The sequence below is a fragment of the Acinetobacter sp. AG3 genome, assembly GCF_022343575.1.
GTDB classification, from domain to species: Bacteria; Pseudomonadota; Gammaproteobacteria; order Pseudomonadales; family Moraxellaceae; genus Acinetobacter; species Acinetobacter guillouiae.
In genome coordinates this window covers 3914255-3930075 of record NZ_JAKQZD010000001.1, presented here as the reverse complement: position 1 = coordinate 3930075, position 15821 = coordinate 3914255, and the positions used below count along the sequence as shown (strand labels likewise).

The 15821-nt window shown below is 37.8% G+C and carries 17 protein-coding genes and 1 pseudogene; 15 read left to right on the top strand and 3 right to left on the bottom strand.

Annotation, left to right across the window (positions count from 1 at the left end):
- Positions 1–151: 151 nt before the first annotated feature.
- Positions 152–1207 carry an AraC family transcriptional regulator gene (locus tag L3V46_RS18325; RefSeq protein ID WP_035371711.1) on the bottom strand — a complete coding sequence of 352 codons (1056 nt, stop codon included), beginning with the start codon at positions 1205–1207 and terminating at the stop codon, positions 152–154.
- Between the two features lie 136 nt (positions 1208–1343).
- Between L3V46_RS18325 and L3V46_RS18320 the strand changes: the two are divergent.
- From L3V46_RS18320 to L3V46_RS18280, 9 genes and pseudogenes are all read left to right on the top strand, one after another.
- A pseudogene (locus L3V46_RS18320) lies at positions 1344–3098 on the top strand (neutral/alkaline non-lysosomal ceramidase N-terminal domain-containing protein).
- 12 nt (positions 3099–3110) lie between these two features.
- Entirely contained in the window at positions 3111–4424 is a 1314-nt protein-coding gene (locus L3V46_RS18315; protein WP_239046438.1) for a D-arabinono-1,4-lactone oxidase, read from the top strand.
- Positions 4425–4476: 52 nt separating this feature from the next.
- A complete protein-coding gene (locus tag L3V46_RS18310) occupies positions 4477–5637 on the top strand; it encodes an alanine racemase (protein ID WP_239046437.1) in 1161 nt (386 codons plus the stop codon).
- A 219-nt stretch (positions 5638–5856) separates the two neighbouring features.
- Complete coding sequence (gene thrS, locus L3V46_RS18305; protein ID WP_004723075.1) at positions 5857–7779, top strand: threonine--tRNA ligase; 1923 nt, start codon at positions 5857–5859, stop codon at positions 7777–7779.
- A gap of 5 nt (positions 7780–7784) precedes the next feature.
- On the top strand, positions 7785–8336 hold the full coding sequence (gene infC / locus L3V46_RS18300; RefSeq protein WP_081401514.1) for a translation initiation factor IF-3: 552 nt from the start codon (positions 7785–7787) through the stop codon (positions 8334–8336).
- Between the two features lie 88 nt (positions 8337–8424).
- A complete protein-coding gene (locus L3V46_RS18295; RefSeq protein ID WP_239046436.1) occupies positions 8425–8757 on the top strand; it encodes a hypothetical protein in 333 nt (110 codons plus the stop codon).
- A gap of 180 nt (positions 8758–8937) precedes the next feature.
- A complete protein-coding gene (locus L3V46_RS18290; RefSeq protein ID WP_004819104.1) occupies positions 8938–9555 on the top strand; it encodes a glutathione S-transferase N-terminal domain-containing protein in 618 nt (205 codons plus the stop codon).
- Positions 9556–9644: 89 nt separating this feature from the next.
- Entirely contained in the window at positions 9645–9935 is a 291-nt protein-coding gene (locus L3V46_RS18285) for a hypothetical protein (RefSeq protein ID WP_004819106.1), read from the top strand.
- Between the two features lie 121 nt (positions 9936–10056).
- Entirely contained in the window at positions 10057–10482 is a 426-nt protein-coding gene (locus tag L3V46_RS18280; RefSeq protein WP_004819108.1) for a YqaA family protein, read from the top strand.
- A 98-nt stretch (positions 10483–10580) separates the two neighbouring features.
- Here the strand turns inward: L3V46_RS18280 and L3V46_RS18275 are convergent, their stop codons facing one another.
- A complete protein-coding gene (locus tag L3V46_RS18275; RefSeq protein ID WP_239046435.1) occupies positions 10581–11336 on the bottom strand; it encodes an energy transducer TonB in 756 nt (251 codons plus the stop codon).
- A gap of 137 nt (positions 11337–11473) precedes the next feature.
- On the bottom strand, positions 11474–12724 hold the full coding sequence (locus L3V46_RS18270; RefSeq protein WP_004819112.1) for an MFS transporter: 1251 nt from the start codon (positions 12722–12724) through the stop codon (positions 11474–11476).
- Positions 12725–12948: 224 nt separating this feature from the next.
- Between L3V46_RS18270 and rpmI the strand changes: the two genes are divergently transcribed.
- The 6 genes from rpmI to L3V46_RS18240 all read left to right on the top strand — a co-directional run bounded on the left by rpmI (position 12949) and on the right by L3V46_RS18240 (position 15792).
- Entirely contained in the window at positions 12949–13143 is a 195-nt protein-coding gene (gene rpmI / locus L3V46_RS18265; protein ID WP_002054552.1) for a 50S ribosomal protein L35, read from the top strand.
- Positions 13144–13154: 11 nt separating this feature from the next.
- Positions 13155–13514 (top strand): 50S ribosomal protein L20, encoded by a 360-nt coding sequence (gene rplT, locus L3V46_RS18260; RefSeq protein ID WP_004723060.1) that lies wholly within the window; start codon positions 13155–13157, stop codon positions 13512–13514.
- 226 nt (positions 13515–13740) lie between these two features.
- Positions 13741–14118, top strand: coding sequence for a hypothetical protein (locus L3V46_RS18255; RefSeq protein ID WP_239046434.1), 378 nt, complete (start codon positions 13741–13743; stop codon positions 14116–14118).
- Between the two features lie 135 nt (positions 14119–14253).
- Positions 14254–14451: a hypothetical protein gene (locus L3V46_RS18250; protein ID WP_004723056.1), complete on the top strand. Its 198-nt coding sequence runs from the start codon at positions 14254–14256 to the stop codon at positions 14449–14451.
- A gap of 98 nt (positions 14452–14549) precedes the next feature.
- The gene (locus L3V46_RS18245) at positions 14550–15080 is read left to right on the top strand and encodes an adenylate kinase (protein ID WP_239046433.1); all 531 of its coding nucleotides are present in this window, start codon (positions 14550–14552) and stop codon (positions 15078–15080) included.
- 163 nt (positions 15081–15243) lie between these two features.
- Complete coding sequence (locus L3V46_RS18240; RefSeq protein ID WP_239046432.1) at positions 15244–15792, top strand: NADAR family protein; 549 nt, start codon at positions 15244–15246, stop codon at positions 15790–15792.
- Positions 15793–15821 lie beyond the last annotated feature (29 nt).

Below are 15821 nucleotides of genomic sequence, written 5' to 3'. Positions count from 1 at the left end.
TACTCCAGCTAAATATGCATCGTTATACATCTTTACCCTTATTTAAATATTTTTTGGAATATTTAATTTATTGAATTAAATTAATATTTTGTAAGCTTAATATAAATATTAACCCTGATTTTATGCAGAATCTTATTTCAAACCACGTCATTCAAATACGAATAACTGAACCCAACAGTTTCGCTTTTTTGTATTCCGTTGGCGAAGATCCAGTCCATTTTTTAAACGCACGACGAAATTCTCTTAACTCACTAAAACCAAGATTGAAACTGATTTCACTCATCGATTGATTTTCTTCAATCCACTGTTTGGCTTTTTTTTCTAACACTTGTTGCTTTAATAACTGAAAATTTAGCCCTTCATTGAGTAGTAAACGCCGTAAATGGCGTTCGCTAAAATGAAAATATTGCGCTGCTTGTTGCATATCAAAGCGTTCAGGTAGATGGCTTTCAACCAAATGTGCTAACACTTTTGCCAAACTGTGTTGATTCATTTGATCAAATTGTTTTAAAGCTTGATCACAAATCAGAATTGCACTTTGATAATTGACAGGACTATAGTTTTTGAGGCTTCTCGACAAGAGTGTTTTGTTAAATCGGATGACATTTTTAGCCGTTTTAAAATAAATTGGACAATTGAAAATTCTTTGATAATCATTGATATATGCTGAATGATCATAGCTCAGTTCCAAGCTGATTAACTCATAGCTATGGTCTAGCATCATATTGACACAGGTAATAATACTGGCAAAAACTTCATCACAGAAAAATGCTTTTAGCTCACCACAGTTACTTCGCTCAGAAAGTTCAATTTCACAATAATCATCAACAAGATTGACGGTTAAATCTAAGACACTGCCTGAAATGGGATGATAGTGCAGTGCGGTCTCCAATGCTTCAGCCACCGTTTTACAGGCTTGCATGGCAAAGCCCAAAATACCAATTGAAATCTGACCTTCACTACTGCCCAGCAATAAACCTAAATTTTGTTGCTGGGTATCTTTAACTGCGAGATGAATAACCTCACAGAGTTCTGAAAAACCAACAAAACCATGCCCTTGGCGAATTTGTTCCAAGTCTAAATTTTGTGCTGCGAACCAATTGTCATATTGCCAGTGTTGTTGTTCTGCATAATGAACCAAACTCGTCAGTATCATTGGTGGAATATAAAATTGAGTATTGGCAATTTCCTTTTGCTGCAAGCTCATAAAGTCCGCTTCGCCCCCCATATTATTGTTGCTTTTACCCTAGTTGGTATCGCATATTTTTGATTAAGATTCAATCTACTTCTGGTATTCGCTGATATAAATTCGCTGACATAAAAAAGATAAAGGATGACTGCATATGTTTATGGTGGGTTGGGATAAACAAGAAATAAACATTCAGCCACAAGGTTATGCCATGTTTGGTTATGGTATGTGGTCGCATCGTGCTTATCAAAAACGTACAGCATTGTTTGCTCGTACATTCACTATCCGTCGTTTAGCTTTAGAACAACCCATTATTTTTTGTTGTCTGGATTTTGGTTGTATTACTTATGCGATCCGTAGTGGTGTTGTTGAGCGCTTAAAACAACAATTAGCTGAGCAATTTAATGAACAGTATTTGGTCTTGATGGCAACTCATACTCATTCTGGCCCTGGCGGTTGTGCTTATGAAGTTCTATACAATATGCCGACCCCAGGTTTTGTTCCAGAGCATGTCGAAGCTGTAGTAAATGCGGTCATGCTCAGTATTTCCAATGCCTTAGACACTGAAAAAGAAACTGAACTTCGTTATCAAAGTTGCCAATTTCCTCATGATATTCCAGTGGCATGGAATCGATCATTGCAGGCATATAATCGTAACCCCGATGTGATTCAAAGAACCGAAGTAGAAACCCATCTCGCCTTAAACCGTGAAATGCAATTAATCGGTTTTTACCGTGATGATCAATTATGTTCCTTTATTTCATTATTTGGAGTACATGCAACCTGTTTGAGTAGTCAACTCAAAGCACATGATGGTGACAATAAAGGCTATGCTGCGGCGATAAGTGAACATTATCTATTAACACAAAATATTCCAAACCCTGTTGCCATTTTCGCACAAGCAACGGCAGGAGATGTATCGCCACATTTTCATGGTCCCAAACAAGATGCAATTCGCAAGAAAATTAAGGGTGAAAGAGAATATCAATATGCTGAACAAAATGGGCGTTATCAAAGTGAAATTGCGATTAAAGCACTGACTATACCGCTTGGAAAAAATACCAACAATGCGATGGAAGCATGTTTACTCCAAGGCAGTATCGATGCTGTTTTATCCTATGTAGATCTGAGTCAAGTCGATGTGCCAAGTGAATTTAGTCAGGGGATCCAAGGTGCTAAAACCAGTGCCGCTTGTCATGGTGTCGGCTTCTTTGGGGGAACGCCTATAGATGGTAAGGGAACACCTACAGCAATTCTTAAAGTAATGTCATTACTCGCTAAGCGAGTACGTAAGCAACGTTTAGCAAAGTCGAATTCTCTGCAGTACAGCAAATATAAAGCGCTCTATGACTCACAATTTCCGAAAGAGATTGTTTTATAAAGTCCGGATAATCAGTTGCTGGGTAAAAGTTTAGATTTTTCACCAAGCATTTTTGATCCTTTAATTGCAGAAATGAATCGCCAAGTTAAAGCCGGTGCCATTCAAGACAGCCCACTGGTTCCAAGTGTTATTCCGCTACAGATTATCCAAATTGGTCAATTGGCTTTGATTTGTTGCCCTGGAGAAATTACCACAACAGCAGGGCAACGTGTAATTCAGACTGTGGCAAAACAGTTCTCAACGCATCATGGTATTTCAAAGGTTGGTTTGGTGTCTTATTGCAATGATTATATGGGCTATATCACCACCAATGAAGAATATCAGCAACAAGCTTATGAAGGTGCACATACTTTATATGGTCAATGGACACATGCGGCAATTCAGTACAAATTTCAGCAATTGGCAACGCAGTTGAGTCTAGATAAATCTCAACGAGAATATGACCAAATCACACGCCCCGCAGCGATTCCACCACACGAAATAGAAAAAAGAACAAATCACGGCAATTTAAAAACGGCTGTACGCTAAAGGATGAGCATTATGAATCAATTGATTAATCAAGCACCGAACAAGCACAAATTAAATCAGCAAAAATGGAACAATTGGTCTGGCTATCAACAGTCTCTCCCTGAGCAGATTTTAAAGCCTGACAGTCTTGATGAGTTAAAACACATTGTCCAAACCCAAGCAAAGATTCGAGTGGTGGGAGCAGGGCATTCATTTACACCTTTGGTGAGTACCGATGCAACATTGCTGTCTTTGGATGGTCTTTCTGGTGTGGATCAAGTCAATACTGAATTTGCCCAAGCCAGTATTTGGGCAGGAACACGATTATTTAATTTAGGGCTATATTTAGAACCGATGCAGCAGTCTTTAATGCAACAGGGTGATATTGACCAGCAAAGTTTAGCTGGTGCTGTTTCAACGGGAACACATGGTACAGGTGTGGGCTTACATTGTATTTCAGGTTATGTGCAAGCATTTGAATTACTCACAGCATCAGGAGAAATTCTTCATTGTAATCGCCATGAAAATCCAGATATTTTTGCAGCAGGACGAGTGTCTTTAGGGAGTTTAGGGATTTTGACTAAAATCACCATGCAGAATAAACCACGCTATAAACTTAAAGAGCAAGTTAGACTGTGTGCGGTCAAAGACTTTATTCAAAATATTGACCAATGGAAAGCACAACATCGGCATATCGAGTGTTTTGCATTTTCTCATGCAGATAAATTGATTTTAAAAACTTTAGATATTACTGAAGATGAGGTTCAACCACGCACTGAATCATGGCCATCTGAGGATACGTTATTAACCTTATGTTGCGAGTTAACCAAATCTTTTCCGGCATTGAATCCAAAACTACAAAAGCTCTTAGGCGTTTTTATTAAGCCAAGCACATTTGTTGATTGGTCAGGCAAGATTTTCCCGACACCGCGTGAAACGAAATTTAATGAAATGGAATATCAGGTTCCAGTTGAATTGGGGGTGGAATGTTTGCAAGCTGTTCTAGCAGCGCTAAAAAACTCAAAAGCACAAACCTTTTTCCCTGTGGAGTTTCGATTTGTCAAAGGTGATGATATTTGGTTGAGTCCGTTTTATCAGCGGGACTCTATTTCCATCTCAGTACACCAATATCATAAGCAAGCACCTAGACAATTATTTGATGAAGTTGAGTCGATTTTGCAACATTATCAAGGGCGACCACATTGGGGAAAAATGCATAGTATGACAGCAACACAACTTAAAACTTTATACCCTAAGTGGGATGCGTTTATGCAGTTGCGAGAACGACTTGATCCAAGCAGAAAGTTTTTAAATCCTTATTTAGAAAAGCTATTCTTATCTGAATAATGGATAAAATTAAGTGAATGGGTAAAACTAAAATAGACCATAAAGGTAGACTATGAACAACTTTTTTGAGCAATTAAATCGTGATTTAAAACAGTCAAATGGTGCATTACCTCGGTTAATTGTTGATGATCAGGCGCTTGAACAAAATCTACAGTACGTTGCCAAAAAGCTTAAATATGGAAGCCATTTGCAACCACGTATCGTGGTAAAGTCTTTGGCATGCTTAGCATTATTAAAAACCATTAGTCTAAAGCTTTCGACTCAACGGTTTATGGTGTTTCATATGCCACAGCTTTTGCCAATCCTTGAGAACTTTTCGGATGTAGATGTGTTGTTTGGGAAACCGATGCCTGTGAGTATAGTTCAGCATTTTTATGCGATGAATCAAAATTGCAGACAAGCCGATATACAATGGTTAATTGATTCTAAAGCACGTTTATTACAGTATCTTGAGGTCGCAAAACAGTTTAGTTTAAAGCTTAAAATTAATATTGAAATTGATGTGGGTTTGCATCGCGGTGGTGTTCGTTCCGATTTTGCACTCATCGAAATATTAAGATTGATTGAGCAAAATCCTGAGCATTTAGCACTTGCTGGCTTGATGGGCTATGATGCCCATGTGACGAAGCTGCCTTCAGTGATTAAAAAGATTGATGTCGCGTATCGAGAGTCACAAGACATTTATCAAAATTATAAAAATATTATTCAACAGCAATTTCCACATTTATGGCGAGCTGATCTTTGTTTTAATGGTGGTGGTAGCCCTACATTTTACCTCCACGTGGAGCAAAGTGTGTGTAATGATCTTTCTTTTGGCTCGATGTTGCTTAAACCAAGTGACTTTGACAGTGAAGGGTTAAGTGTTTTACAAGCTGCGCTATGGATTTCAACCCCTGTTTTAAAAGTGCTGCCATTTACCCAGTTACCTGGATTAGAAGTTTTAGATAAATTACCACATAGCTCTAAAGCCTTATTTGTTTATGGTGGATATTGGATGGCACATTATGTTTATCCGCGAGGGATTCATCCGCATGCACTTTATGGACGGAGTACCAATCAGGAAATGGTTAATGTGCCTAAAAATACTGAAATAGCTGTTGATGATTTTGTATTTTTAAGACCGACACAAAGCGAAGCGATTATTCCTCAATTTCATAAGTTATATTGTTATAAAAATCGAGATTTTGAAGCGTGGGAAACCTTTAGAGAGTAATGCGCCAAAAAGAGGAAGTTGATGGATAATCAAAAGTACAATTTAAATCAGAATAAAGAATAATTTTAAGACAAAGGTTTATAAATATGCTGTAAAGGTGTAAAATTCGACACACTTTTATTTTGTTCCACCGATTTTATCTTGAGGATCTTCCTCGATCATAATCTCGCGGTGACATGCTCCATTGTACGGGGCATCACTCCTTAAGGATTTTTAAATATGCCTATTATCACATTGCCAAATGGCGATCAAAAAAGTTTTGATCAAGCCGTTTCCGTTATGGAAGTTGCTCAAAGTATTGGACCTGGACTGGCTAAAAATACAGTTGCTGGGAAAGTAAATGGTCGCTTAGTCGATGCAAGTGATTTAATTACCGAAGACTCAACCTTACAAATCATCACTCCAAAAGATCAAGACGGTGTAGAAATTATTCGTCACTCTTGTGCACACTTGGTGGGTCATGCGGTAAAACAACTCTTCCCTGAAGCAAAAATGGTGATTGGCCCTGTCATTGAAGAAGGTTTCTACTATGACATCTGGATGCCTCGTCCATTTACTTTAGATGATATGGCTGCAATCGAAGCGCGCATGAAAAAGCTCATCGATCAAGATTATGACGTCATTAAAAAAATGACACCTCGTGATGATGTGATTGCTGAGTTCACTGCACGTGGTGAAGATTATAAGTTACGTTTGATTGCTGACATGCCTGAAGAAACTCAAATGGGCTTGTACTATCATCAAGATTATTTAGATATGTGTCGTGGTCCACACGTACCAAATACTAAATTTTTAAAGTCATTCAAATTGACTAAAATCTCTGGCGCTTACTGGCGCGGTGATGCCAAGAATGAACAATTACAGCGTATTTATGGTACTGCTTGGGCAGACAAAAAAGAATTAGCAGCGTATATCAAGCGTATTGAAGAAGCTGAAAAGCGTGACCATCGTAAAATTGGTAAAGCTTTAGATTTGTTCCATATGCAAGAAGAAGCACCAGGTATGGTGTTTTGGCATGCCAATGGTTGGACGATCTACCAAGTGCTTGAACAATACATGCGTAAAGTTCAACAGGACAATGGCTACCAAGAGATTAAAACACCACAAATTGTAGATTTCACTTTGTGGGAAAAATCGGGTCATGCTGCTAACTATGCAGAAAATATGTTTACGACACATTCAGAAAGTCGTAACTATGCGGTAAAACCAATGAACTGCCCATGTCACGTTCAAGTGTTTAACCAAGGTTTAAAGTCTTACCGTGATCTTCCAATTCGTTTGGCAGAGTTTGGTTCATGCCATCGTAATGAGCCATCAGGTTCGTTACACGGGATTATGCGTGTACGTGGCTTTACTCAAGATGATGCACATATTTTCTGTACAACTGAACAAATTGGTAAAGAAGTTGCAGACTTTATTAAACTGACTTTAGATGTTTATAAAGATTTTGGCTTTGAAGAAGTTCAAATGAAATTGTCTACACGTCCTGAAAAACGTGTGGGTGCTGATGAACTTTGGGATGTTGCAGAGAAATCTTTAGCAGATGCTTTAGATGCTGCAAATCTTAAATGGGAAGAACAACCTGGTGAAGGTGCTTTCTACGGTCCGAAGATTGAATTTTCATTAAAAGACTGTTTAGGACGTATCTGGCAGTGCGGTACAATCCAGTGTGATTTTAACTTACCGTTACGTTTAGACGCTTCATATGTAACAGAAGATAACGATCGTGACCATCCTGTGATGTTACATCGTGCAATTCTTGGCAGTTTTGAGCGTTTTATTGGTATACTAATTGAACACTACGCAGGCTTTATGCCACCATGGTTGGCTCCAATCCAAACATGTGTCATGAATATTACGGATTCTCAAGCGGAAGCTTGTGAGCAAGTCGTCGCAAAACTCAAAGAAAATGGAATTCGAGCAATTTCAGACTTGAGAAATGAGAAAATCGGCTTTAAGATTCGTGAGCGTACACTAGAGCGTATTCCATACCTATTGGTACTTGGAGATCGAGAAGTAGAGGAAGGGACTGTGAATGTTCGTACTCGCTCTGGAAAAAATTTAGGTACTATGTCAATAGACGCATTTATTGACCTAGTGAAAGCAGCCGTAGCCGAACGCGGCCGGTATATTGTGGAGTAAGAAAGATTAAACAGCCTGACCGTAACCAACAACAAGGTGCTAAAAGTAATCGTCCTGCATTAAATGATGAGATCAAAGCGAAAGATGTGCGTCTCGTTGCTGCAGATGGAGAGCAAAAAGGCATCGTTTCACTTGCTGAAGCTTTGCGTGCTGCTGAAGAAGTTGATCTTGATCTTGTTGAGATCGTGGCGAATGCAGAGCCACCTGTTTGTAAAATCATGGATTTCAACAAACATTTATTTGACTTGAAGCAAAAGCAAAAAGATGCGAAAAAGAAACAGCATCAAGTTCAAGTGAAAGAAATTAAGTTGCGCCCTGGTACAGACGTTGGTGATTACAATGTTAAGTTGCGTGCTATTCTGAAGTTTCTTGAAGAAGGCAACAAAGTCAAAATTACTCTACGTTTCCGTGGTCGTGAAATGGCTCACCAACAGTTGGGTCTTGCACAATTGCAAAAAATTGAAGCAGACGTAGCAGAGTTTGGTATTGTTGAACAAGCACCAAAAATGGAAGGCCGTCAAATGGGTATGTTACTTGGACCTAAAAAGAAAAAGTAATTATTCATCTGTTAAAAAAGCACTGCATTAAGCAGTGCTTTTTTACGTTAAAATGCAGGTGAATTAATCTGAATCGAGCGGAGTTGATATGTCATCTACTCAAAATTCAAATGCGCTATCGAGTATTAACCAAAAAATTATTCAAGCATGTGATGTGTTGCCTGTGGTTAAATTAAAGGATGGTAGTGCTGTACAAACGGGCACAGTGGCAACCATGTTGCATAATATCAATCTGTATAACTCAGGTTTAAGAGGAGAGATTGAACAAGAACTGATCCTCGCGATCCCTACTTTAGTGAAAGTTGGTTTATTTGACTTATTTAGTCCAGATGAATGGATATTGGGAAACAATGCAGGTCGTAAATTTGTAGGTGAAAAAGCCAAAGCATATTTAGATGCAATTGCTGAGGTAGATATTTGAAATTAGTATCATAATATGAGAACGTACTGTATTTAATAAAATGCAATAACATAATTTTAGAATAGATTATTAGAATAATCTCTTTTTATAGCATACTGAATCAAGCCAATTCATGTTATAAAAGTAAACGATTAACGCAATAAAATTCAGAAAATACGTGAAAACGAAGAAGGATGAAATATGATTGATCTCTATTATTGGGGTACTCCCAATGGTCATAAAATTACCATTGCACTTGAAGAAATGGGTTTGGATTATCAGATTTTTCCCATCAACATCTTAGAGAATGACCAGTTCCAGCCCGATTTTCTTCGTATCTCACCGAACAATAAAATCCCCGCGATTGTCGATCAAGATGGTCCAAATGGTGAGCCGATCTCAGTGTTTGAATCAGGCGCAATCTTGCAATATCTTGGCCGTAAAACAGGACTGTATTATCCAAGCGATGAGCAAGATCGTGTTGAAGTTGAACAATGGTTAATGTGGCAAATGGGTGGGCTAGGGCCGATGTTAGGGCAAAACCATCATTTTGGTAAATTTGCCAAAGAAAAGATTCCTTATGCAATTGATCGTTATGTTACGGAAACTCAACGTTTGTATGGTGTTTTGAATAAGCAGCTCATTGGACAAAAATATGTGGCTGGTGAATATTCGATTGCAGATATGGCCATTTTACCGTGGGTATTACGCTATGAGTGGCAGCAAATAGCGCTAGATGATTATCCTTATGTTAAAGAATATATTGAGCGTTTAACTGCACGTCCAGCGATACAAAGAGCGCTATCAATCAAAGTGTAAAATGTATTTTATGTTAAGATGAGAAACCACGTAACGTGGTTTTTTATTTTTTAAATGATCGATTTTTGGATGGTTGGTAGGCTTTAGTTATGAAAGATTTCTTTTTGAACTTTACGAAAATATTAGAAGCAAATCCAAAAATCTACTGGAGCATTATTGTTGGTATTGCCGGTTGTTTAATGCTCTATATTGCGGAAATTGTGCATATCCAAAATATTTTAGAGCAATTAAATGGCCAAGCGTCAGCACTGATTAGAAGTGTGATCGACCCGATTGCGCAACGTTATCAGTGGTCTCGGATTATCTTTATGTTATTGGCGATCATTTGGGCGCATTTTCAATATCGTAAAACCAAAAAAGCATTGAACTTATCATCATGATGTTGTGAGCTATAGAAAGTAAGTGGAGTGATGGATTGTAGCTCTGATTGCTCTTATGTCCGTGCACTTATGTCTATGATCCCTAATAAACTCAAATCCAAACAAAATTTGCATATGTGATATGGCTTATCTCCTCTTATTTCTTTCCGCATTTGGTGCAGCGACGCTATTACCTTTACAGTCAGAAGCTGTATTGGTTGGGCTACTAGTACAAACACAACATTCTGCGTATTTACTGCTTGCTGTTGCAACGATTGGCAATGTTTTAGGTTCATGCGTGAATTGGTATTTGGGACTCAAAATCGAGCAGTTTAAAGATAAGAAATGGTTTCCTGTTTCTGAAAAAAATATGCTTAAAGCGGAAAAAATATATCAAAAGTATGGCTTTTGGTCTTTGTTATTAAGCTGGACCCCAATTATTGGAGATCCAATCACACTTATTGCAGGGCTAATGAAAGAGAACTTTTGGCGTTTTCTTTTGATTGTGACCATTGCAAAAGGTGGTCGGTATGCTTTTATCTATTTGGTGTATATCGGATTATTTTAATAAAAAGTTAGGGGCTGTTGGTAAGCCATTTATGAAATGTCAACAGACCCTAAAGACACAAAACTATCTTTAACCTTAAAAGACGCATCTTGATGAATTTATTTACATTCATTGACTTTAAATTGAATCGCATCATTGAAGCTGGATTGTTTATAGATCCATAAAGTACGATAAGAACGTTTTACATTGATTGATGCATGCTCTACGGCTGCAAGTACTTGTTGATCAAGTGCATTAATACCAGAACGTTGAGTTAGCTTAACTTGGGTAATTTCACCTTGCTTATTGGCTTTAAATTTAAACTTTACTGTGCGATCTTTATTTTTTAATAGCGATTGATCCAGTGCAAGTTGTGGTTGTTTTAAATAAACAAAAGCAACCGACTTATCGAGTTGTTGTTTGTTCCAATTTTTTGAATTAAAGCTATATGTACATTGCTTAGCGCGCTGAACATGATCCGTTGCATTCTCTAGTGTTAAGGTAAATGTTTGATAACCGACTAAAGCAATGGCTTTTCCATTTTTTGAATAGGGTTTTACTTTTGCATTTTCCACAGCATCTACAAGTTTCTGATCCAATGCACGGATGCCTGTACTCTCTTGGATATCGGCCTCTGTGACTTCACCAGTATTATTGGCTTTTACTCGAATGATTGCTGAACGATCTTGATCTTTTAATTCAGTGATTTGATAGTGAATTTGAGGAAATTTGACCCATTGTATACGTGTAGTCAAATGTTGAGGATCATTTTGTTCAGATTGCTCCCCTTTGACCTTTATTGTTGGAAGTTTATCCGCACTATAGCTATAGGTTGAAAGGCACAATAAACAAGTGGTAAAAAGAGCTTTATTCATAGGTTTGGCAATCCATGCGGTTTAATACGCATGAGAGTAGTTTAATTGCGCAAAGTATTTATCGAATTTTGTATTCTCGCAATAGAAAATGCACCCGAAGGTGCATTTTTTTACTGTTTTTTATTCTGTAAAAGGTATTATTCTTGACCTTTGGTGATGTCTACTTTGAATAAATCCGAGGTTTTTACCCAACTTATTGCGACGACAGCCAAGGTCATACATCCACCAAATACAGTGGCTGTGATCGTTCCTAGATATTTTGCAGCCAGCCCAGATTCAAATGCGCCCAATTCATTACTCGATGAAACAAACATCCCATTCACCGCAGCGACACGGCCACGCATATTTTCAGGTGGGTAAACTTGCAAAATGGTTTGGCGTACAACCACTGAGATACTGTCACAAGCACCAGTCATAGCCAAAGCAAACAAAGAGAGCCAGACGTTGCTTGAGAATGCAAAGATAATGGTAAACACCCCAAAACCAGCAACGGCAATCAACATATTTCGCCAAGCATGATGTGTAGGTGGAAATTTGGTTAAAGCGATCATGGTTATTAACGCACCAATAGAGGGGGCCGCACGTAAATAACCTAAACCTTCAGGTCCAACTTTTAGAATATCTTCTGCAAAAATTGGCAGTAGGGCAATCACACCACCAAACAGCACTGAAACCAAATCTAAAGATATGGCCCACAGTACAATTTTGGTTTTCCAAATAAAGCGAAAGCCTTCACTTAAACTGTCCCAAAGATTGTCTTGTTCCATGGTAGGAAAAGTACGCTTCTTTAATAAGTTAATCAGACAGAAGCAAATAAATAAAAGTACCGCTACCGAGAGTAAGCTGTTTTCACGACCGATTCCTGCCAGCATAAAACCACCTAGCATTGGGCCAATAATGACGCCACTTTGCCATCCAATCGTGGTCCATGTTGCACCATTGGCATACAGTTCACGAGGAATTAAAAATGGTTTTAATGAGGTTGCTGATGGATTATAGAAACCTCGGATGGTACCCAATCCAAAAATAACCGCATAAATCCCCCAAGACAGTGTAGTCACACCAATTTGCCCATGATCATAACTGTGAAATAACCACCAAAGCACCAATGGCAAAGGGAAGGAGAAAAATAAGCAAACTTTCATAATGGTTTGCTTATTCAACTTGTCTGCAAAATAGCCGCCCCAAAGCGACAGGGCAATAAACGGGATTGCTTCTGCTAGTCCAATCAGACCCAAGGTAAGCGGGTCTTTGGTAATTTGATAGAGTGAATAGGCAACAATAATTTCTTGAATTAAAATTGCGAGTGTTAAACAAAATTGATTGATGGTAACAATTGAGAAATCTCGATAGCGAAGCGCAGCAAAAGCATCCTGTGCAGGGGTCATAACTGTCCAGTTTTATCATGATGTGATGATTATAAAGATTTCATCCTGATTTTTCTTATAAAACTAGGTGAAATTTACATCGAAAATTACATTGGGGAATTGTGAAATTGTTGGATGTTTTGCTTTTGTTTTGTACAGAGATGATTTAGAATACTGCCTCCCTTACCTGCAGGTCGTTGTCGCAATGGTGCGAACGTACCGAACAGGTGTTTAAAGAGGTTGTTATGGCTAAGTTAAAAACTCGCCGTGGTGCAGCTAAGCGTTTCAAAGCGACTGCTAACGGTTTCAAGCGTAAACAAGCGTTCAAACGCCACATTTTGACCAAAAAATCTGCTAAACGTATTCGTCAATTGCGCGGTTGTGTCATGGTTCACGTAAGTGACATGAATTCAGTTCGTCGTATGTGCCCATACATCTAAGGAGATTATAAATGGCTCGTGTAAAACGTGGTGTACAGGCTCATCGCCGTCATAAAAAAATTCTTGCTCGTGCTAAAGGTTACTATGGCGCGCGTTCACGTGTTTATCGTGTAGCGTTCCAAGCAGTAATTAAAGCAGGTCAATACGCTTACCGTGACCGTCGTCAAAAGAAACGTCAATTCCGTGCTTTATGGATTGCGCGTATCAATGCTGGTGCTCGTCAAAATGGTTTGTCGTACAGCCGTATGATCGATGGCTTGAAAAAAGCTCAAGTGATCATCGACCGTCGCGTACTTGCTGACATCGCTATGCATGACTCAGTTGCATTTGCTGCTTTAGCTGAAAAAGCTAAAGGCGCATTAGCAGCTTAATCATCTTCGATGATTAAAAAAGACCGCTTTTATAGCGGTCTTTTTTATGCCTAAAAATTTATTTTCAAACTATTGCGGGAACTTTTCGAGATGAGTTTCTATTGAGTTTGATTGTTCGAATACAGCACTAATCAGTAAAATTTGTGTTGAAGTAAAATCTGTCATTATGGTTGCTCTAACTATTTTGTTATGGCATTGAATTGACCAAATTATAGAATCTAGTCTTATGCGTAAACAATATCACTTTCGCCAAGTTGGTGAAGACACTTATATTTGGGATGTGCATCATCTGGTTGAACTAAGCCAAGACTTCCCAATCCATGAAGTTCTATTATCCGATATACAAGAACTCAATGAAGCGTATTGGTTTCCAGATACACATCCAACAACACAGCAAATGATTGAACATTTTCAACTGATACAACAGGCAGATCTAAGTTATCCAATTATTCTATCTGCTGATGGCAGAGTGATGGATGGTATGCATCGTGTGGCAAAAGCAAAATTACTCGATCATCTCACGATTAAAGCCGTCAGGTTTGAAATTACACCACCAGCAAATTTTATCAATATTGATGAGGATGATTTGGATTATGCTGATTGAGCAGGCCATCCGAATGATTTAAACATTCAAATAACTTTGCATACACATTACACAATATCAACGTGAAAACATTATTGTTTTAGAAATAGCTCGCATAGAGTAGAACAACTAATAATAGAAAATGATGGAGTGGGTATGCGTGTTGAGATTGAAGGTTTACAACAAGGTGCAATTGAAGTTGAGTTGCAACTACTACCCAGAGTTGGGGAAGTTTTAAAAGTGATGTATGGTGCAGATGCTGAAGTTAAAGGTGAAGTAACAGCAGTTGAACACTATATCAATCAACATGCAAATGAACATAAAGTGATACTCAGCATACGACCCGTATTTTGATATAGATCAGCTAAAATGATTGAATCATGATTGGGTTGTTAGGTGATCTAAAGTAGCTTATTTGGCTACTTTTTTATTTTTAGAGAGTTCTTAGATTTATGAAACGGATCAATGTCGTGGGGACTTCTGCGTCAGGAAAAACAACATTTTCAATACGATTAGCTCAAAAATTAAAGCTCACCTACATTGAATTGGATGATTTATTCTGGCTGGATGATTGGCAAGAGTCTACCGATACTGCATTTTTTCAGAAAATTCAGGCCAAACTAGATCAAGCTAAATCTGGTTTTGTCATAGATGGTAATTATACGCGAACCACGCAGATCAAATGGCGAGATATTGATACTGTAATTTGGTTGGATATTCCTTTTTATATCAATCTTTACCAATCCATAAAACGAGCTGTTCGTCGTGCTGTTTTTAGACACAGACTTTGGGAGAGTTCAAATAATCGTGAAAGTTTTAGTAAAATGTTTAGTCGTGACTCGATTATTTGGTGGATGATTAAAACGCATCAAAAAAATCGTCAGCAATATATAACGATGATGAATGATCCTCAATATTCACATATTCGATTTATCCATTTAAAATCGCGAAAAGATATTGATCAATTTTTGAGTTTAATTTAAATCCTTTATAAGTTAGGATAAATTTTGAAAAACATAACAATACGTGTCGAATATTTTATGAAAAATTAGGGGGAAATGTACTTGGAGAAGAGATTCTTTCTGATTATGGTGATGGCATAACAGAAGTATTATATCAGTGGGATATTAATCATAGGACAATAAAATGAGTGACTCTCAATTTTTAACAACTTTACAAGAACAAGTAAAGAACGGGCAAAAGCATAGTTATTTGTGTTTTTGGGGGCATAGTCAAAAGATTTCTGGAAAAATAGATAAGAGCTGTTTAAGTCAATGGTTTCCCGCAAAATTTGAAATTGATGGTGTCAATTATCAAAGTACAGAACAATACATGATGGCTCAGAAAGCCAAACTATTTAATGACGAAGATATCTTTCAGAAAATTTTACATACAGATGATCCTAAGAAAATAAAAGCATTAGGTCGTTTGGTCAAAAATTATCAAGATGAGATTTGGATTGCTCATCGTTATGAAATTGTGATTCAAGGTAATTTGGCTAAGTTTTCTCAAGACAGTGATCTTAAAGCCTTTCTACTGAGTACCTCAGATCAAATCATCGTTGAAGCTTCGCCTGTAGATCAAATTTGGGGGATTGGACTTGCAACAGATCATGTTAATGCGACAAATCCAAACGCATGGCAAGGTTTAAATCTTTTGGGTTTTGCCTTAATGGAAGTGAGAAAGCAACTTTAAAGTTGCTTTCTTTTTAAGATTCATTTTAT